Raw genomic sequence first — 18,402 nt, forward strand, 5'->3', positions numbered from 1 at the left:
GTCCTACCGGTACGGGCCTCTCGCGGCGGCCTCGACCGGACCGGTCTTCCTGGACGCGACTGGCATCACGTCCACCCTGTCCAACGAGGCTCACCGGAGGGTGGTAACGGTAGAAATCGGTCGTACCCGGACGCCAACCGGGATGGCACCGGTGGATGTTGACGACTTGTCGTCGTCGGAACGACCACAAGTCGTCAACATCGCGGACGGCGCGGTGTCAGCTGCGGACGTGCAGTGTCAGCTGCGGACGGTGCGGTGTCAGCCGGCGATCTTCTTGGCCAGGTTGCTGTCCAGCGCGGCCATGAACTCGTCGGTGCTCAGCCACGGGGCGTCCCGGGAGATGAGCAGGGCCAGGTCCTTGGTCATCTGGCCACCCTCGACGGTCTCCACGCAGACCTGCTCCAGCGCGTCGGCGAACCGGGTCACCTCGGGCGTGCCGTCCAGCTTGCCCCGGTGGGCCAGGCCACGGGTCCAGGCGAAGATCGACGCGATCGGGTTGGTCGAGGTCTTCTCGCCCTTCTGCCACTGCCGGTAGTGCCGGGTGACCGTGCCGTGCGCCGCCTCGGCCTCGACCGTACGGCCGTCCGGGGTCATCAGCACCGACGTCATCAGGCCCAGCGAGCCGAAGCCCTGCGCCACCGTGTCGGACTGCACGTCACCGTCGTAGTTCTTGCAGGCCCAGACGAAGCCGCCCTCCCACTTCAGCGCGGCGGCCACCATGTCGTCGATCAGCCGGTGCTCGTAGGTGATTCCGGCGGCGTCGAACTCGGCCTTGAACTCCGCCTCGAAGACCTCGGCGAAGATGTCCTTGAAACGGCCGTCGTACGCCTTCAGGATGGTGTTCTTCGTGGACAGGTAGACCGGGTAACCGCGGTCCAGGCCGTACCGGAGCGAGGCCCGGGCGAAGTCCCGGATGGAGTCGTCGTAGTTGTACATCCCCATCGTGACGCCGCCACCGGTGAAGTTCGCGACCTCCATCTCGACCGGGGCGCCACCGTCGGTCGGGGTGTAGGTGAGGGTCACCGTGCCCGGCCCCGGCACCACGAAGTCGGTGGCCTTGTACTGGTCGCCGTGCGCGTGCCGGCCAATGATGATCGGCTTGGTCCAGCCGGGCACCAGCCGCGGCACATTGGCCATGATGATCGGCTCACGGAACACCACGCCACCGAGAATGTTCCGGATCGTGCCGTTCGGCGACCGCCACATCTTCTTGAGGCCGAACTCCTCGACCCGGGCCTCGTCCGGGGTGATGGTGGCGCACTTGACGCCGACGCCATGCTGCTTGATGGCGTTCGCGGCATCGACCGTGACCTGGTCGTCGGTCTCGTCGCGGTACTGGATCGACAGGTCGTAGTAGTGCAGGTCGACGTCGAGGTACGGCAGGATCAACTGCTCGCGGATCTGCTTCCAGATGATCCGGGTCATCTCGTCGCCGTCGAGTTCTACCACCGGGTTCGTAACCTTGATCTTCGCCATCGGCCGGCGCTCCTTCCCGGGACACATGCTCTAGCAGTACGAGCGTACTGCAGCGCGTCGGGGACCCGTACACTGCCCGCCATGGTCAGCCGTTCCGTTGGTCGAATCACCGTCACCGCGCTGCCGGACGCCGAAGGGCTTTTCTTCCAGCCCCGCGCCGAGGCGTTCCCCACCGCGACCGCAGAACACTGGCGGCTGGCCGACGAGCGCGACTCGGCCGCGGTGACCGCCGACGGGCGGTGGCGACTCCCGTTCCGCTGCTTCGCGATCCGAATCGGCGGCGACCCGGATCCCACTGGCACGGGCGCCGCTGGAACGGGCCCCACCGGCACGGCCTCCGCTGGCACGGGCGACGGTGGCACGGCCTCCGCCGGCACGGGTGGCGGTGGTATCGGGGCCGCCGGCGCGGGTGGCCGGGTGATCCTGGTCGACGCGGGCGTCGGACCGGCCGACGCCCCGGCGAAGAGCTGGGCTCCGGTACCGGGGCGTCTGCCGGCCGAACTGGCCGCCGTCGGCATCGCGCCGGACGAGGTCGACACGGTGGTGCTCACCCACATGCACACCGACCACATCGGCTGGGCAGTGACGGGAGACCCGCCGACCCCGTACTTCCGGAACGCCCGTTACCTGCTGCAACGGGTGGAGATCGACACTATCCGCCGGCACGGCGCCCCCGGGCTGGCCGAACACCTCCTCGACCCGCTGCTGGCGACCGGTCAGCTCGACGCCCTCGACGGTGACGAACGGCTGGCCACCGGCGTACGGGTGCTGTCCACCCCCGGCCACACCCCCGGCCACCAGTCCGTCCTGATCGAGGCTGACCGGTTAGGAAGGGGCCCTTCTTCTACAAAAAGCGATAAGAAGGGGCCCTTCCTTCAGACTGATGCGCTGCTGCTGACCGGCGACCTGCTGGTGCACATGGTGCAACTGGTCGCGCCCGAGCTGCCGTACGCCCACGAGGACGACCCGGTCGCGGCCCGGCGGTCCCGGGAAAGGCTCCTCGGTGAGCTGGCCGGACGGCCCGGCGCCACGCTCGGCACCCCGCACCTGAGTACACCCTTCGTTCCGCTGTAGTACTGCTTCAGGTCGATTGTCACCGGTGGTGTGGTTCGCCCTACCTGACGATCATCGATGACATGACTTCTCCGTACCCGCTCAGCCGCCGGCGATTCGTCTCGGCGGCCGGCGCCGCAACCGCCGGCATCGTGGTCGGACCCATGCTGCTGACCCCCGACGGCGCCGCCGCGCACATCCCGTCCAGTGCCGGTGGACCACTGCCCGGCAACGTCTTCACCCTCGGCGTCGCCTCGGGTGACCCACTGCCCGACGGCGTGGTGCTGTGGACCCGGCTCGCCCCGCAGCCCCTGCTCGGCGGCGGCATGCCGGCCCGGCCGGTGCCGGTGCGCTGGGAGATCGCGCAGGACCAGCGGTTCCGGCGGATCCACCGCCGGGGCACCGCGCTGGCCCACCCCGACCTGGCCCACTCGGTGCACGTCGAGGTCTCCGGACTGCGCCCGGACACCGAGTACCACTACCGGTTCCGGGTCGGCCAGGAGATCTCCCCGGTCGGCCGGACCCGCACCGCCCCGGCCGAGCACGCCCGACCCCGGCGGCTGCGGTTCGCGTTCGCGAGCTGCCAGGACTACCAGGCCGGCGCGTACACCGCGCACCAGCACCTGGCCGAGGAGGATCTCGCCTTCGTCGCCTTCCTCGGCGACTACATCTACGAGAACCGGCCGAATCCGGCGGCGTACCGGGTGCACCAGGGCAACGACGAGCCGTACTCGCTGACCGACTACCGGAACCAGCACGCCCAGTACAAGACCGATCCCGACCTGCAACGCGCGCACGGGGCGTTTCCGTGGATCGTCACCTTCGACGACCACGAACTGGACAACAACTGGGCCGACGAGATCCCGCAGGACCCGGATCTGCAGACTCCGGCGGCGTTCCAGGCTCGGCGCAGGGCCGCCTTCCAGGCGTACTACGAGCACATGCCGCTACGCCGGTCCGCCCTGCCGCGTGGCCTGGACCTGCGGCTCTACCGGCGGCTGCGGTTCGGCAACCTGGCCAGCGTGCACGTGCTGGACACCCGGCAGTACCGCAGCGACCAGCCGGCCAGCCTGGCCGACGCCGCCAACCCCGAGCTGTCGATGACCGGGCCGGAGCAGGAACGCTGGCTGGTGCACGGGCTGCGTTCGTCCGACAGCCGGTGGAACCTGCTGGCCAACCAGGTGATGTGGGCCTCGAACGACCGGCAGGCCGGCCCCGGGCAGACCTTCGACCTGGACAACTGGGACGGGTACCGGGCGCAGCGGCGTCGGCTGCTGGAGTTCTTCGGCTCCGGTCAGGTGGACAACCCGGTGGTGCTGACCGGTGACCGGCACTGCACCTGGGTCTGTGACCTCAAGCCCGACTTCGACGACCCGGCCTCACCGGTGGTCGGCGCCGAGATCACCGGTACGTCGATCACCTCCGGCGGCAACCCGGACACCGCCGCCTTCCACCGCACGTACGACCCGATCATGGCCGAGAGCCCGCACTGGAAGTACATCGACAACCAGCGCGGGTACGTCGTCTGCGACGTGACCCCGGAACGGATGCTCAGCTCGCTCCGGCTGGTCGACACGGTCTGGGCACCGACGGCCACCGTGCGGACGGCCGCCGAGTTCGTCGTACTGGCCGGCGAGCCGGGCATCTCGGTAGCCAGCCAGGAGACTCCGGCCACCACCGCCGCCGCCCGGATCCGCCCGACCGCCGAACGGACCTACCCGGTCGACGACCACCAGGACTCGTTCCCGCTCCGCTGAGACCGAGGCAGCGCGGCTGAGCCGACGCCCGGCCGGCAGCGCCGACGCCGAGCCGACCTCCGCCGGTAATGCGGGAAGGGGCCCTTCCTGGCGTTTTCCGCCTGGGAAGGGCCCCTTCTCCACCACTTCAGGGGTCACATGCTGGAGATGTCACCCTGCTTGGCCCGGACCGCCTCGGCGGCGGCCAGCAGGCTCGCCGTCTCGTCGGCGTCCAGCGGCGTCTCGACGACCCGGCGGACGCCCTCGCGGCCGATCTCGGCCTCCACACCCAGGTAGACACCGGCGATCCCGTACTCGCCGTCGACCCAGGCACAGACCGGCAGGACCTCGCCGGAGTCGGTGGCCACCGCCCGGGCCATCCGAGCCGCGGCGGCCGACGGGGCGTAGTAGGCGGAGCCGGTCTTCAGCAACGCGACGACCTCGGCCCCACCGTTGCGGGTCCGGACCACGAGCTCCTCGATCTTCTCGGCCGGCATCACGTCGCGCAGCGGCTTGCCGTCGACCGTGCTGCGGGACGGCACCGGCACCATGGTGTCGCCGTGCGAGCCGAGGGTGAGGGTCCGGACCGAGGCCACCGGCACCGAGAGTGCCTCGGCGACGAAGTTGGTGAACCGGGCCGTGTCGAGCATGCCGGCCTGGCCGAGCACCCGGTTCTTCGGGAACTGGGTGGCGAGCTGAGCCAGCGCGGTCATCTCGTCCAGCGGGTTGGAGACGACGATGACCACGGCGTTCGGGGCGTACTTGGCGACGTTCTCGGCGACCTGGCGGACGATCCGGGCGTTCGTCTCCAGCAGGTCCATCCGGCTCATGCCCGGCTTGCGGGGCAGACCGGCGGTGATCACCACGACGTCCGAGCCTTCGAGCTGCTCGTAGCCCTCGCCGTTCTTACCCGTCGTCACGCCGACGACGGTGGTCTCGAAGCCCTCGACCGGGCGCGACTGGTTGAGGTCCAGCGCGATGCCCTCGGGCTTGCCCTCGATGATGTCGGTGATCACGACCGTGTCGAAGACGTCGTACTCCGCCAGGCGCTGCGCGGTCGTGGAGCCGTAGAAGCCGGCGCCGACGACGGTGACCTTTTTGCCCATGGTCGTCCCACTCTCTGATACCGGTCGGGTTATTTCCGGACGGTATCAGTCAGAGGTGTTCGGATCTGGCCAGGGGCGGATTTGCCCGCTGTCGCTCACACTCGGGCCGCTCGCCCCGGCCATCCTCCGGCAGCATGTCCGGGGTGGGATGTCCGGATCCATCCGTCGATGCCCGTCCCGATCCCCGGGAGGTGGAGCCGGTGTCGACTCAGCCCCGCGCGGCGTTCTCCAACTGGAGCTCGGCCCGCTCCACGACGTTGCTCAGCAGCATCGCCCGGGTCATCGGGCCCACCCCGCCCGGCATCGGCACCAACGCCCCGGCCACCTCGGCGACCTCCGGTCCGACGTCCCCGGTGTAGCGGCCCTTGCCGTCCGTGCCGATCACCCGGGTGATCCCGACGTCGACCACGACCGCGCCCGGCTTGACCATGTCCGCGGTGAGCAGCCCCGGTACGCCGGCCGCCACGATCACGATGTCGGCCGCCCGGGTGTGTGCGGCCAGATCCAGGGTGCCGGTGTGGCAGAGCGTCACGGTGGCGTTCTCGCTGCGCCGGGTGAGCAGCAGCCCGAGCGGGCGACCGACCGTGTTGCCCCGGCCGACCACCGCCACCTCGGCGCCGCGCAACGCCACGTCATGCCGGCGGAGCAGTTCGACGATGCCGCGCGGGGTGCAGGGCAGCGGCCCCGGATAACCGAGTACGAGCCGACCCAGGTTGACCGGGTGCAGCCCGTCGGCGTCCTTGTCCGGGTCGATCGTCTCCAGCACGTGCTGGGTGTCCAGGTGGGCCGGGAGCGGCAGCTGCACGATGTAGCCGTGGCAGGCCGGGTCGGCGTTGAGTTCGGCGACGACCGCGTCGACCTGCTCCTGGGTCGCGTCGGCGGGCAGCTCCCGGCGGATGGAGGCGATCCCGACCTCCGCGCAGTCCCGGTGCTTGCCGTTGACGTACGCCTGCGAGCCGGGATCCTCACCGACCAGTACGGTGCCGAGCCCCGGTACGACGCCCCGCTCGGCCAGCGCCTTGACCCGGACGCGCAGTTCGTCCTTGATGTGTGCCGCAGTGGCTTTGCCGTCGAGGAGGGTGGCCGTCACAGCCAGATCGTCTCACGAGGCACCCCCGGTTGGTCGGGCACCCGCCTGGTCGGGGGTCCGGGTCAGCCACTCGGTCAGCCGGCGGTCAGCCGCGCGACTGGCACCAGATGCTAACTATACGTAACCGTGTTCTTAGTCACCCTGAGTGAGAACTTGTGGCGTTGTCCACAATATGGACCAGCCGAGAGGGCGCAATCAGGATTATCCGCCCACTCGTGGATTGGGGATCTCCGGACCGAAAGCAGTCCTGTTTCACGGGGGTAGGCGTGGGATGTCCGAATCAGCACATGGCCTGAGAGGCGATCTCTTTAGCAGCTCAGAGCAGATATGTGCAAGCGCTGGACGCCGCCTGTGTTATTGACTTGTAATCATCCAGTTTGGCCCGAGGTCCTGCTACGACCTACCTTTGCCCAGCGTTGCTCAGCGTCACCCAGCCATGGGAGCGACTGCTCAGCGTAAGGAGACGAGGAGGCTCAATGCAGGTTCGTAGGCTCGCTGCCTGGACCGCCCTCCCCCTCGCCGCGACCCTCGGCCTCGCGGCCTGTGGCGGCGGCGGGGACTCGGGAGAGAGCGATCCGAATGCCACGGTTTCGGTCCAGATCGCGGAACCGCAGCACCTGATCCCGACCAACACGAACGACTCAAGCGGTAACCAGGTGCTTTCCGCCCTGTTCACCCCGCTGGTCGACTACGACGCGCAGAACAAGCCGTACGAGGTCGCCGCCGAGTCCGTGTCGTCCACCGACAACACGCTCTGGACGATCAAGCTCAAGGACGGGTACACCTTCCACAACGGCGAGAAGGTGACCTCGGACAGCTACATCAACGCCTGGAACTACGGTGCCTACGCGCCGAACGGCCAGGGCAACAGCTACTTCTTCGAGAAGATCGCCGGCTACGAGGACCTTCAGGCGAAGGACCCGGACGGCGAGGGCCCGCAGAAGGCTCCGGAGCCGAAGGCCAAGACCCTGACCGGGCTCAAGAAGGTCGACGACCTGACCTTCACGGTGACGCTGGCCAAGCCGTACAGCGAGTTCAAGACGGTCCTGGGCTACACCGCCTGGTACCCGCTGCCGGCCGCCGCCTTCTCCGCCCCCGGCGTGATCAAGGACGGCTTCGAGGACGCCCCGATCGGCAACGGCCCGTTCAAGATCAAGGGCAGCTGGCAGCACGACGCCAAGGTCGAGGTCGAGCGGTACGACGCGTACGTCGGCGAGAAGCCGAAGATCGGCGGCGCCGAGTTCCGGATCTACCAGCAGCTCACCGCGGCCTACGCGGACGTGCTGTCGGACAACCTCGACGTGGACGTGACCGTCCCGACCGAGAACCTGAGCACCGCGGCGACGGACCTGGGCGACCGGTTCCAGCAGAGCCCGGCCTCGTCCTTCCAGTTCGTGGCGTTCCCCACGTTCCAGGACGACTTCAGCAAGCCCGAGGTCCGCAAGGCCGTCTCGATGGCGATCGACCGTGACGAGATCACCAAGTCGATCTTCAAGGACTCGCAGATCTCCGCCCGTTCGTTCGTCTCGCCGGTGGTCGCCGGATACCGGGACGACAGCTGCGGCGAGGCGTGCGAGTTCGACCCGACCAAGGCCAAGGCGGCGTACGAGGCTGCCGGCGGCCCGAAGCAGATCAAGATCACGTACAACGGCGACGGTGGCCACAAGGACTGGGTCGACGCGACCTGCAACCAGCTCAAGACCAACCTGGGTGTGGACTGCGTCGGTGCCGCCGAGCCGAAGTTCTCGGATCTGCTGACCAAGGTGGAGGACAAGCAGCCGGTCGGTCTGATCCGGATGGGCTGGCTCATGGACTACCCGTCCATGGAGAACTACCTCGGCCCGCTGTACACCACCAACGGCTCGTCGAACTACTACGGGTACAGCAACCCGGAGTTCGACCGGCTGGTGCAGGAGGGCACGGTCGCCTCGTCCGCTGACGAGGCGGTCAAGAAGTACCAGCAGGCCGAGGACATCCTGGCCAAGGACATGCCGGTGATCCCGCTGCGGTTCGGTCAGAACGTCTTCGCGCACTCGACCAAGGTCAAGAACGTCGAGGTCGACCTGTTCCAGGTGGTCGACATGACGAAGATCGAGGTCGTCAGCTGAGCTGACGAAGGCCCGGTCCGGGCCACCCGGTGATCCTGGGTGGCCCGGACCGTTCCCAACTCCGCACAACCCACCCCCCACGGAGAGTAAGCAAGTATGTTCCGCTACATCGTGCGGCGCCTGCTTCAGATGGTCCTTGCCTTCTTCGGGACCACCCTGATCGTCTACGCGCTGATGTTCGCCGGACAGGGCGACCCCATCCAGGCACTCGCGGGTGAGCGCCCGGTCAGCGAGGCGCAGCGGGCATATCTGACCGAGAAGTTCAATCTCGATCACACCGGGATCGGCGGCTTCTTCTACCGCTACTTCGACTACATCGGCAACCTGCTCCGTGGCGACCTCGGCGACTCGCTCACCGGTCGCAAGATCAGCGACATGCTGGCGCAGGCCTGGCCGGTCACCATGAAGCTCGCGGTCATCGGTCTCCTGGTGGCGATCGTGGTCGGCGTGACCTCCGGGGTCATCGCCGGACTGCGCCGGGGCGGCATCTTCGACAACGCCACCCTCGCGCTGACCCTGCTGGTCCTCGGCGTTCCGACCATCGTGCTCGCCCCGCTCGCCCAGTACTTCCTCGGCGTCAAGCTGCCGCTCTTCCCGCCGACCGCCGGCTCCGATCCGAGCCTGTACGCGCTGCTGCTACCCGGCATCGTGCTCGGCTCGCTGTCGCTGGCCACGGCACTGCGGCTGACCCGGACCTCGGTCGCCGAGAACCTCCGCTCCGACTACGTCCGGACCGCCAAGGCCAAGGGCATGACGACCCGGCGCATCGTCAGCGTGCACGTCCTGCGGAACTCGCTGATCCCGGTGATCACCTTCCTCGGCGTCGAACTCGGCAACCTGATGAGCGGCGCGATCATCACCGAGGGCGTCTTCAACATCCCGGGCGTCGGGTTCAACCTGTTCCGCGGCATCAGGACGGAGGACGGCCCGCTGGTGGTCGGCCTGGTCAGCGTCCTGGTCGTGGTCTTCCTGGTGTCGAACCTCGTGGTCGACATCCTCTACGCCGTTCTCGACCCCCGGATTCGCTATGAGTGAGGCACAGGCAGGCATGAGCGAGGTACTGACCATGCGTGGGCGCGGCCGGCTGACGGCCACGAGCAACTGCGGGCGAGGTGGCGACATGGGTGAGCGCAGCGAACGAATCAGCCGGTTCAGTGCCGGAACCCGGGGCGACGCCGAGCGCGGCGAGGTGGCGGCATGAGTGAGATGCAGAGCGTCGCGGCGGCGGAGTTGGCCGGCGGCAACGCCGGGGCCGCCGACCCGGGCAACCGGCCGCGCAGCCTGGCCGGAGACGCCTGGCGCGACCTCCGTCGTAAGCCGATCTTCTGGATTTCGCTGTTCCTGGTCCTGGCCGTGACCGCCATGGCGGCGTTCCCCGGCCTGTTCACCGCGAACAACCCCCAGGACTGCACGCTGAGCCGGCAGCACGCCGGGCCCGGCGGCGGCGCCCCGTTCGGGTACGACTTCCAGGGCTGCGACATCTACGCCCGGGCAGTCTTCGGCGCCCGCGCCTCGCTGCTGGTCGGTGCGTTCTCCGCGCTGCTGACCGGGGTGATCGCGGTGGTGGTCGGAATGCTCGCCGGCTACTTCGGCCGGTGGATCGACTCGGTGCTGTCCCGGCTGATCGACGTGGTCCTCGGCATCCCGCTGCTGCTGGCCGCGATCGTGATGCTGAAGCGGATCAGCAGCGACAGCCCGAACATCCGGATCATGGCCGTGATCTTCGTACTGGCGATCCTCGGCTGGACCACCGCCGCCCGGGTCATCCGGTCCTCGGTGATCAGCGCCAAGCAGCAGGACTACGTGGCGGCGGCCCGGATGCTCGGTGCCGGCAACGGTCGGACCATGTGGCGGCACATCCTGCCCAACTCACTGGCTCCGGTCATCGTGGTGCTGACCATCGCGCTCGGATCCTTCATCGCCGCCGAGGCGACGCTGTCCTTCCTCGGTATCGGCCTGAAGGCACCGACGATCTCGTGGGGCATCGACATCGACTCCGGTCGGACCCACATGCGGGAGTCGGCGCTGCCCCTGGTGGTGCCCTCGACCTTCCTCGCGCTGACCGTACTGGCGTTCATCATGCTGGGCGACGCGATCCGCGACGCCTTCGACCCGAAGCTGCGGTGATCACATGAACGAGCGAAGCGAGCAAAGCGGACGTACCAGCCCGCAGGGTGTCGCGGTGGACGGCGGCCACCTGCTGGAGGTGCGGGACCTGTTCGTCGAGTTCCACACCCGGGACGGGGCCGCCAAGGTGATCAACGGCGTCTCGTACCACCTGGACGCCGGTGAGACGCTGGCCGTACTCGGGGAGTCGGGCTCCGGCAAGTCGGTGACCGCCCAGGCGATCATGGGCATCCTGGACATGCCGCCGGCCGTCATCCCGTCCGGCCAGATCCTCTACCGGGGTACCGACCTGCTCACCCTCTCCGAGACCGAGCGCCGGAAGGTACGCGGCAAGCAGATCTCGATGATCTTCCAGGACGCGCTCTCGGCGCTGAACCCGGTCTTCCCGGTCGGCTGGCAGATCGGCGAGATGCTGCGGCTGCGCGAGGGGATGTCCCGGGCCGACGCCAAGCGCCGGGCGATCGAGCTGATGGAACTGGTCAAGATCCCCGGCGCCAGGCAGCGGATCGGCGACTATCCGCACCAGTTCTCCGGCGGCATGCGGCAGCGCGTCATGATCGCCATGTCGCTCGCCCTGGACCCGGCGGTACTGATCGCCGACGAACCCACCACCGCGCTGGACGTGACGGTGCAGGCGCAGATCATGGACCTGCTCGGGGAACTGCGCCGGGACCTCAACATGGCGATGATCCTGATCACCCACGACCTCGGTGTCGTCGCCGACGTCGCGGACCGGATCGCCGTGATGTACGCGGGCCGGATCATCGAACACGCCGACGTGCACTCGCTGTACGAGGCGCCCGCGCACCCGTACACGAAGGGTCTGCTGGAGTCGATTCCCCGGCTGGACCACAAGGGCCAGCGGCTCACCACCATCCGTGGCCTGCCGCCGAACCTGATGCGTATCCCCAGCGGATGCCCGTTCCACCCGCGCTGCCCGTACGCCCGACAGGAGTGTGTCGACGTCGTGCCGACCGTGCACTCCCTCGGCAACGACCGGACCAGCGCCTGCCACTTCGCCCAGGAGGTGCTCGATGGCCGCATCTGATTCGACCAACCCGAAGGCCGCCACCAACGGCACCGGCCCGGCCCACGCCGCCGGAACCAAGCCGCGTGGTGAGACGGTGCTGCGGGTCGAGAACGTCGTCAAGCACTTCCCGATCACCCAGGGCGTCGTCTTCAAGCGGCAGATCGGCGCCGTGAAGGCGGTCGACGGGGTCAGCTTCGAACTGAACCGGGGCGAGACGCTCGGCATCGTCGGCGAGTCCGGCTGCGGCAAGTCGACGCTCGCCAAGCTGCTCATGCGGTTGGAGACCCCGACCGCCGGACGGGCGATGCTCGAGGGCCGGGACATGTTCAAGCTCTCCGGCGGGGAACTCCGCCGGATGCGCCGGAACGTGCAGATGGTCATGCAGGACCCGTACACCTCGCTGAACCCCCGGATGACGGTCGGCGACATCATCGGCGAGCCGTTCGACATCCACCCCGACGCGGCGCCGCGTGGCGCCCGCCGGCAGCGGGTGCAGGAGCTGCTGGAACTCGTCGGTCTGAACCCGGAGCACATCAACCGGTATCCGCACCAGTTCTCAGGCGGGCAGCGGCAGCGGATCGGGATCGCCCGGGCACTGGCGCTCAAGCCGGAGATCATCGTCTGCGACGAGCCGGTGTCGGCGCTGGACGTGTCGATCCAGGCACAGGTGATCAACCTGCTGGAGAGCCTCCAGGACGAGTTGGGGCTGTCGTACATCTTCATCGCGCACGACCTGTCGGTGGTCCGGCACATCGCCGACCGGGTCGCGGTGATGTACCTCGGCAAGATCGTGGAGATCGGCACCGAGGACGAGATCTACGAACGGCCGACGCATCCGTACACCCAGGCTCTGCTCTCCGCGGTGCCGGTGCCGGACCCGAAGGCCCGGGCGCAGCGCGAGATCATCCGGCTGGACGGCGACGTCCCCTCGCCGGCCAACCCGCCGTCGGGCTGCCGGTTCCGGACCCGGTGCTGGAAGGCGCAGGACATCTGCGCCACCACGGAGCCACAGCTGGTGCTCCGCGCCGTCGAGCCGCACCCGTCGGCCTGCCACTTCGCCGAACTCAGTGAGCGACAACTGGCATAAGAATTCACAAACCACCGAAACCCCTGACCAGGAACATCCCGCCTGGTGCGACGCCAACCTATGCACCGCCGACCCGGTCGCGAAGGCCGCTGACGGCTACCGGGCGGGTGCTGGCGAGCAACACCGGTCGGCCTCGGTCCCGCTGAACCTCACCACTGCCATATGGCTTCCGCGGCGGGCCGGTACGGCCTTTCTCACCGAGGCGGTAGCCCCGTGGCCGTGCGCGCCGTACCTGCGGGTGCGCCTCGGTGATGCGGAGCTGTCGATGCCCGCCGAGCATGCCGGCCCGGCGCTGACGACGCTGTCCGCGCTCGCTGCCTCCGCTGGTGAGGGGGTGGACCGGTGAGCAACCGTACGGACAAGGCGCTGCGTACGCTGACCGGGTTGACCGTCGCCGGGCTGGCCATCGTGGCAGGCGCGATCTCGTTCGCGCACATGACCGAACTCGCCATCGAGCACGGTCAGACTGGTTGGAAGGCGTACGCCTTTCCGATCAGTGTGGACGGGCTGGAGATCGTGGCGAGCCTGTACCTGGTGGTGCAGCGTCGCGCCGGTCGCCCCACGGGCTGGATTCCGTGGGTCGCGCTGGTGGTCGGCACTCTGGCCAGTCTCGCCGCGAACGTCGCGGTGGGCGGGCACGATCCGATCGGCAAGGCGTTGGCCGGGTGGCCCGCGCTGTCCATGCTCGTCTCGGTCAAGCTGCTGTTCTCCATGATCGACCACACCGAGGTTGATCAGCGGACGGCCGAGGACGATCAACGGCCGTCCGCTGATCGTCCGTCCGTCCCCGGGTCGGTCCGGGGGACCGGCCCAGACGGCGGAGTGTCGTCCCGGACGACGATGGACGGGCGGACGGGCAACCCCGGACCGTCCCTGACCGGCAGGACCAACCGCACCGACGACGCCATCCCGCGCCGGACAGCCGACCCGGGCATCCAGGCCACGCCAGTCGACATCCGCACCGTGACCCACCTGGTCCCGGCGGCGCGGGCAGCCCGCGCGGCGCTGGCCGAGAGTGGCCGGTCACTGTCGCGGGACGCGCTGGCCGACGCGATGCGCGACGACGGGCACGGCGTGTCTAACGCCCGCGCGTCACTGCTATTGAAGATCCTTAAAGCGGAGCGGGAGGCGACGCCGTTCGCAGCGCCGACCCACGCCAGTGAGGCGGGGACGGGCACGGCTGAGGCGGCAAAGGTGCCGGCGTAGGAGACGGCGTTCAGATCTCTTCCCGAGCGGCGATACGGCGGCAGGCGCCCCGGGCGGGTTGCCTGCCGCCGTGCGTCGTTAGGGGAGCACTGCGCCGCCCGACATTGAGCCTCTCCAAGCTGATCCTGCAGCGCGGGGCGGTGTTGATGGGCCGGACATCGATGGAAACGAGGCTCCAGGTCTGACAGCAGTCGACCAAGACCAGATGCTCCGACCGGGAGCCTCGCATGTGCTGCCGTACCCGTCCATGATCTCATTGTCCAGCCAAACCCTGAACTATCTCGCCGACCGCATCGGCAGCCGCCGCAAGCAGCATCGATCCACTGGCGGCGGCTCGATCCGGGACGGCAGGCGCTGCTCGTCCTCGCGCACCAAATCGTGCGGACCATCCTCATCCTGCACCAGGTGAAGCCAACGTTGCTCACGATGAAGAGAGCTGGCAAGGTCGGTGTCCGCTCGATCGGTAGGGTGTTGATCGTCGAGCCTGGACAATCTCCAGGTAGATGGTGTCATCGACCAAGGCGCATGTCGTCTGTCCAGGTGTCGACGTACAGGTCTGAGTACTTAGGTAGGTACGCCGTGACGCACAAAGATCCACATACGACGGGCGCAGGGTGGCCGACTTGAGGCTCCCATCGTCATTCAGGCGGGGTGTTCTTTTCGGCTACACCCGGTCACCGCACTAAGGACGGATGCGCGCGGATCGCGGCAGTTCCGGATGTCCACCGACACCAGAGGCTGGTCATGAAGCCCGACAGCTCCGGCTGCTGGTGGCGCGCACGGACAGCGGCATGTTAGTCCTTGAATTTAGCCGTCGTCGGTCATCGGCGGCAGTTCAGCCAACAACCGACAGATGGAACTCACGCTCGCAACGTCACCGGAATCCGCAAACGCCCTGGCAGCTCTGCCCCAATGATCACGGGCCTCCTCGTACCGACGCACCTCAACTAGGGCTAGGCCGAGATTGCCCAGCGCTTGGCCTTCGCCGTGCCGGTCACTGAGATGGTGAAAGATGTCGGCAGCTTGAATATGGGCGATAATTGCTTTCTCAGACTGGCTTGCGTCGGCTAAGGTAGCGCCGAGGTTGTTGAGGGCACGGCCTTCGCCGTGGTGGTCACCGAGCTGGCGGTAGACGGCGACAGCCTGGGTATGCGTGGTCAATGCCTTGTCGAACTGGCGCACCTGCCGCAGTGCGTTGCCAAGATTGATTAGTGCCGTGCCTTCGCTGTGCCGGTCGCCGAGCTGACGGTAGATCGCGAGAGCCCGGCTGTGGGCGGAGATCGCTTCTTGGAACTGGCGCGCCTCGTCCAGGGTCGCCCCGGAGTTGGTCAGTGCATGGCTTTCGTAGTGCCGGTCACCGAGTTGCTGGAAGATGTCGACGGCCTCTGTATGGGCCGTAAGCGCTTTCTTGAACTGGCCTGCCCCTGCGAGTGCGGAGCCGAGGTGGTCTAGGGCCCGACCCTCGCCATGGCGGTCACCGAGCTGACGGTAGATGTCAACGGCCTGCGTATGGGCGGCGACTGCCTTGTCAAACTGGCGCACCTCCCGCAGTGCGAGGCCGAGGTTGTTCAGCGCCCGGCTTTCGCCGTGCGGGTGACCCAGCTGACGGCAGATGGCGACGGCCTGCGTATGGGCGGTGACTGCCTTGTCAAACTGGCGCCCCTGCTGCAGCGCGGAGCCGAGGTTGTTCAGCGCCCGACTTTCGCCATATCGGTCACCGAGCTGACGGTAGATCGCGACAGCCTTAGTGTGGGCGGGAATCGCTCTTTGGAACTGGCGCGCTACGGTTAGGGTCGCGCCGAGGCTATTTAGGGCATCGCCTTCGTAGTGCCGGTTACCGAGCTGCTGGAAGATGTCGACGGCCTCCGTGTGGGCCGCAATAGCCTTCTCTAGCTGGTGGACCCCTCGTAGGGCGTTGCCAAGATTGATCAGAGCCGTGCCTTTCGCGCTTTCCATGCCGATCTGTTGGTAGATTTCAATGGCAATATTGGAAATGGTGATCCAGTCGCCGAAGTAGCGGCGGAGTTCCAGGAACCTGCCGAGGGTGAGTGCGAGGTCGATGCTGGACTCTGGCAGACGGTGCTGGGGGGCGGTGGTGCAGACGGCGATCAGGTTAGTGTGCTCGCTGTCCAGCCAGGCCAGGGCGTGGTCGCGCGTGGCGAAATTGGCAATGTCAGTAGTGGTGATCGGGTTCAGGTGGGTGTTAGCGGCAGCAGCAGTGTCCTGGTAGTAGGTGAACAGCCGCCGCCGGCCAATGTCGGCCTCGTCTCGGGCCTTGGGTGGTTGGCTGTTGGCGTACAGGAGGATGAGGTCATGCATGCGCCACCGGTCGGTGGCGGGTTCCTCGATGAGGTGGGCCCGGTGCAAATCCTGCAGAAGAACGATGGCCTCGCCGGATGGTAGATCGGCCAGTCGGGCGGCGGCGGTCGTGCTGATGTCGGGGCCGGGGTTGACCGGCAGGAGCCGGAATAACCGGGCCTGCCCCCGGGTCAGGTGACGGTAAGACAGGTCGAACGCGGCGCGTACGGCGATCTCGCCGCTGGTCTCCCGCCGAGCGAGCCGGCCCAGGCGGTGGCGGGCGTCCCGCAGCAACGCGGCCAGCGAGGCTGGTTGCGGGCGGTCGGCCAGTAGCGCGGCGACGATCCGCAACGCCAACGGCAGTCCGGCACAAAGACCGCCGAGTTCGGTCATCGCCTGCTGCTGGTCAGGCTCGCGCAGCCGGGAGGCGTCGCCGCGACGGAGCGCGACCACTTCGGTGATCAGACGGATGGCTGCCCCCGTGCCGAGAACGCCGAGGTTGTGCTGGCGGGCGTCGATGTCCAGGGTGTGCCGGGACGTGACCAGCACCGGGATGCTGGGATCGGCGGGCAGTAGCGGGGCGACCTGGGCGGTGTCGGCGGCGTTGTCGATGACCAGCAGCAGCCGGCGGCCCTGCTGCACGTACGCGGTCAGGACGCTACGCCACAGCCGCGAACGGTCTTGCTCAGCAGTGGGAATTTGCTCACCGGGAATACCGATGGCCTGCAACCAGCCCAGTAGGGCGTCGGCGGCGGTCAGCCGCCGGTCGGGGTCGTAGCCGAACAGGTCGACGAACAGCACCCCACCGGGAAGCCAGATCGTAGCCCGCAGGGCACGGTAAGCCGTCTGCAGCACCAGTTCGGTCTTGCCGATCCCGGCCATGCCGGCCACCGCCGACACCAGCACCGCTCCGCTCTCAGCGCCCGGGGCCAACGCTTTGAGGAGGGTCTCGACCTGGTCGTCGCGGCCGGTGAACACCGCCGCCGGAGCGGGCATCCCGGTCATGGCCGGGGTGACCTCGGCCGGCAGTATCACCTGCACATTCCGGCCCTGGATCACCGGACCGGTGAACACTCCGCCGGTGATCCTGTTCGACACCGGTCCCGGCTCCGCCAGCTCAGTATCCTGGTCACTCACCCCGCTGGATTCTCCTGTCCGGATTGCGTATCAGCGTGCCTAGACGCAGGCAAAAACGCTCCCCGCATATCGCGACCCTGGAGCACCGGGCCGTGGAACTGTCCATCCTCAATCAGGTTCGACACCGCCCCCGGCCTGGCCGGTCCTACGGCCGGCGCCGCATCCGGCGCTGCGGCCAAGGCCTCTGACGGGCTGGCGCTCGCCCGTTCCACGTCGCGGGCCTGCACTACCGGGCCGGCGAACCGGCCGCCGCGGATTGTGTTATCCACCTGGCCGCCCGTCGCCGCTGGTGGAGCCGGTGCGGCGACCGCCCGGCGGGTCCACACCGCGCTGTAGACGGCCACCGACAGACCCGCGATGTTCAGGAGCACCCCGAACACGCTGGCCCACCGGTCAGCGTCCTCCAACCCGGCACGGACAAGTAAGACGCCCAGGCCGACAAGGAGCAGGCCGAGACCGACACCGGCCACCCACCAGCCTTTCCAGCCACGCACAGTCATTGGGCCATTATCGGTCGTACCGCAAGTCACGCCATCGATCGCCCAAGTGAGCGTCGGATAGACGACTGAGCGGTGTTCGGGCATCGTCCGACCGCCGACACGGGTCGCCCGGCTACTTCAAATCTTGATCAGCAGATGATGGACGTTTACCCACCGTCATTGGCTCAGGCCGGCGCGGGGGCTTTTGGCTGGTCTAGACGTTGAAGGGCGCAAAAGGCGTGGGCGGCGTCCACGAGATTGATGTGGTGGTGCCAACGGCACCGCCATCGACCCCTTCGCCGGGTCGGACCCCACAGCCATCGCCGCAAACACGGCCGGGCGAGTGATCCTCGTCGAGGCCGACGAACAACATTGCGAACACATCGCCCGCTGGCTTACCGGGCCGCGTTAGCGCAGCCCAGAGCCGCGCTTTTTTGAGAGATCCGCGATGCGTTTACGGGAGCGTCGC

Annotated in this window: 15 protein-coding genes; 10 read left to right on the forward strand and 5 right to left on the reverse strand. The window is 68.0% G+C overall.

What is annotated here, in order from left to right; translation table 11 throughout:
* Positions 1-258: 258 nt before the first annotated feature.
* Complete coding sequence (locus tag H4W31_RS03015; protein WP_192765246.1) at positions 259-1,476, reverse strand: NADP-dependent isocitrate dehydrogenase; 1,218 nt, start codon at positions 1,474-1,476, stop codon at positions 259-261.
* A gap of 81 nt (positions 1,477-1,557) precedes the next feature.
* Between H4W31_RS03015 and H4W31_RS03020 the strand changes: the two genes are divergently transcribed.
* Both H4W31_RS03020 and H4W31_RS03025 read left to right on the forward strand, forming a co-directional pair.
* Positions 1,558-2,550, forward strand: a complete 993-nt coding sequence (locus H4W31_RS03020; RefSeq protein WP_225945368.1) for an MBL fold metallo-hydrolase — start codon at positions 1,558-1,560, stop codon at positions 2,548-2,550.
* A gap of 62 nt (positions 2,551-2,612) precedes the next feature.
* Entirely contained in the window at positions 2,613-4,286 is a 1,674-nt protein-coding gene (locus tag H4W31_RS03025) for an alkaline phosphatase D family protein (protein ID WP_192765247.1), read from the forward strand.
* Between the two features lie 134 nt (positions 4,287-4,420).
* On the opposite strand, the gene H4W31_RS03030 is transcribed toward H4W31_RS03025, so the two are convergent.
* Positions 4,421-5,371 carry a malate dehydrogenase gene (locus tag H4W31_RS03030; RefSeq protein ID WP_192765248.1) on the reverse strand — a complete coding sequence of 317 codons (951 nt, stop codon included), beginning with the start codon at positions 5,369-5,371 and terminating at the stop codon, positions 4,421-4,423.
* Between the two features lie 208 nt (positions 5,372-5,579).
* The gene (locus tag H4W31_RS03035; RefSeq protein ID WP_192765249.1) at positions 5,580-6,461 is read right to left on the reverse strand and encodes a bifunctional methylenetetrahydrofolate dehydrogenase/methenyltetrahydrofolate cyclohydrolase; all 882 of its coding nucleotides are present in this window, start codon (positions 6,459-6,461) and stop codon (positions 5,580-5,582) included.
* Between the two features lie 476 nt (positions 6,462-6,937).
* On the opposite strand from H4W31_RS03035, the gene H4W31_RS03040 reads away from it, so the two are divergent.
* The 8 genes from H4W31_RS03040 to H4W31_RS03075 all read left to right on the forward strand — a co-directional run bounded on the left by H4W31_RS03040 (position 6,938) and on the right by H4W31_RS03075 (position 14,019).
* Positions 6,938-8,569, forward strand: coding sequence for a peptide ABC transporter substrate-binding protein (locus H4W31_RS03040; protein ID WP_192765250.1), 1,632 nt, complete (start codon positions 6,938-6,940; stop codon positions 8,567-8,569).
* A gap of 96 nt (positions 8,570-8,665) precedes the next feature.
* Positions 8,666-9,604: an ABC transporter permease gene (locus H4W31_RS03045; RefSeq protein ID WP_192765251.1), complete on the forward strand. Its 939-nt coding sequence runs from the start codon at positions 8,666-8,668 to the stop codon at positions 9,602-9,604.
* Positions 9,597-9,770: a hypothetical protein gene (locus tag H4W31_RS03050; RefSeq protein WP_192765252.1), complete on the forward strand. Its 174-nt coding sequence runs from the start codon at positions 9,597-9,599 to the stop codon at positions 9,768-9,770. Before H4W31_RS03045 ends, H4W31_RS03050 begins: the two co-directional genes overlap by 8 nt.
* Positions 9,767-10,696 (forward strand): ABC transporter permease, encoded by a 930-nt coding sequence (locus H4W31_RS03055; RefSeq protein ID WP_192765253.1) that lies wholly within the window; start codon positions 9,767-9,769, stop codon positions 10,694-10,696. The genes H4W31_RS03050 and H4W31_RS03055 overlap by 4 nt, the downstream gene beginning before the upstream one ends.
* A gap of 4 nt (positions 10,697-10,700) precedes the next feature.
* The gene (locus tag H4W31_RS03060; RefSeq protein ID WP_192765254.1) at positions 10,701-11,744 is read left to right on the forward strand and encodes an ABC transporter ATP-binding protein; all 1,044 of its coding nucleotides are present in this window, start codon (positions 10,701-10,703) and stop codon (positions 11,742-11,744) included.
* Entirely contained in the window at positions 11,731-12,813 is a 1,083-nt protein-coding gene (locus H4W31_RS03065; protein ID WP_192765255.1) for an ABC transporter ATP-binding protein, read from the forward strand. The genes H4W31_RS03060 and H4W31_RS03065 overlap by 14 nt, the downstream gene beginning before the upstream one ends.
* The gene (locus H4W31_RS03070) at positions 12,794-13,159 is read left to right on the forward strand and encodes a hypothetical protein (protein ID WP_192765256.1); all 366 of its coding nucleotides are present in this window, start codon (positions 12,794-12,796) and stop codon (positions 13,157-13,159) included. Before H4W31_RS03065 ends, H4W31_RS03070 begins: the two co-directional genes overlap by 20 nt.
* The gene (locus H4W31_RS03075) at positions 13,156-14,019 is read left to right on the forward strand and encodes a DUF2637 domain-containing protein (protein ID WP_192765257.1); all 864 of its coding nucleotides are present in this window, start codon (positions 13,156-13,158) and stop codon (positions 14,017-14,019) included. Before H4W31_RS03070 ends, H4W31_RS03075 begins: the two co-directional genes overlap by 4 nt.
* A gap of 807 nt (positions 14,020-14,826) precedes the next feature.
* On the opposite strand, the gene H4W31_RS44100 is transcribed toward H4W31_RS03075, so the two are convergent.
* A complete protein-coding gene (locus H4W31_RS44100) occupies positions 14,827-17,454 on the reverse strand; it encodes an ATP-binding protein (protein ID WP_192765258.1) in 2,628 nt (875 codons plus the stop codon).
* The gene (locus H4W31_RS03085) at positions 17,451-17,954 is read right to left on the reverse strand and encodes a hypothetical protein (RefSeq protein ID WP_192765259.1); all 504 of its coding nucleotides are present in this window, start codon (positions 17,952-17,954) and stop codon (positions 17,451-17,453) included. The genes H4W31_RS44100 and H4W31_RS03085 overlap by 4 nt, the downstream gene beginning before the upstream one ends.
* Positions 17,955-18,402 lie beyond the last annotated feature (448 nt).

The organism is Plantactinospora soyae (genome assembly GCF_014874095.1).
GTDB lineage: Bacteria > Actinomycetota > Actinomycetes > Mycobacteriales > Micromonosporaceae > Plantactinospora > Plantactinospora soyae.

Excerpts from the sequence above, each read along its gene's own strand:
- H4W31_RS03015 (WP_192765246.1), bottom strand. The coding sequence starts at position 1,476 with ATGGCGAAGATCAAGGTTACGAACCCGGTGGTAGAACTCGACGGCGAC.
- H4W31_RS03020 (WP_225945368.1), top strand. The coding sequence starts at position 1,558 with ATGGTCAGCCGTTCCGTTGGTCGAATCACCGTCACCGCGCTGCCGGAC.
- H4W31_RS03025 (WP_192765247.1), top strand. The coding sequence starts at position 2,613 with ATGACTTCTCCGTACCCGCTCAGCCGCCGGCGATTCGTCTCGGCGGCC.
- H4W31_RS03030 (WP_192765248.1), bottom strand. The coding sequence starts at position 5,371 with ATGGGCAAAAAGGTCACCGTCGTCGGCGCCGGCTTCTACGGCTCCACG.
- H4W31_RS03040 (WP_192765250.1), top strand. The coding sequence starts at position 6,938 with ATGCAGGTTCGTAGGCTCGCTGCCTGGACCGCCCTCCCCCTCGCCGCG.
- H4W31_RS03045 (WP_192765251.1), top strand. The coding sequence starts at position 8,666 with ATGTTCCGCTACATCGTGCGGCGCCTGCTTCAGATGGTCCTTGCCTTC.
- H4W31_RS03050 (WP_192765252.1), top strand. The coding sequence starts at position 9,597 with ATGAGTGAGGCACAGGCAGGCATGAGCGAGGTACTGACCATGCGTGGG.
- H4W31_RS03055 (WP_192765253.1), top strand. The coding sequence starts at position 9,767 with ATGAGTGAGATGCAGAGCGTCGCGGCGGCGGAGTTGGCCGGCGGCAAC.
- H4W31_RS03060 (WP_192765254.1), top strand. The coding sequence starts at position 10,701 with ATGAACGAGCGAAGCGAGCAAAGCGGACGTACCAGCCCGCAGGGTGTC.
- H4W31_RS03065 (WP_192765255.1), top strand. The coding sequence starts at position 11,731 with ATGGCCGCATCTGATTCGACCAACCCGAAGGCCGCCACCAACGGCACC.
- H4W31_RS03085 (WP_192765259.1), bottom strand. The coding sequence starts at position 17,954 with ATGACTGTGCGTGGCTGGAAAGGCTGGTGGGTGGCCGGTGTCGGTCTC.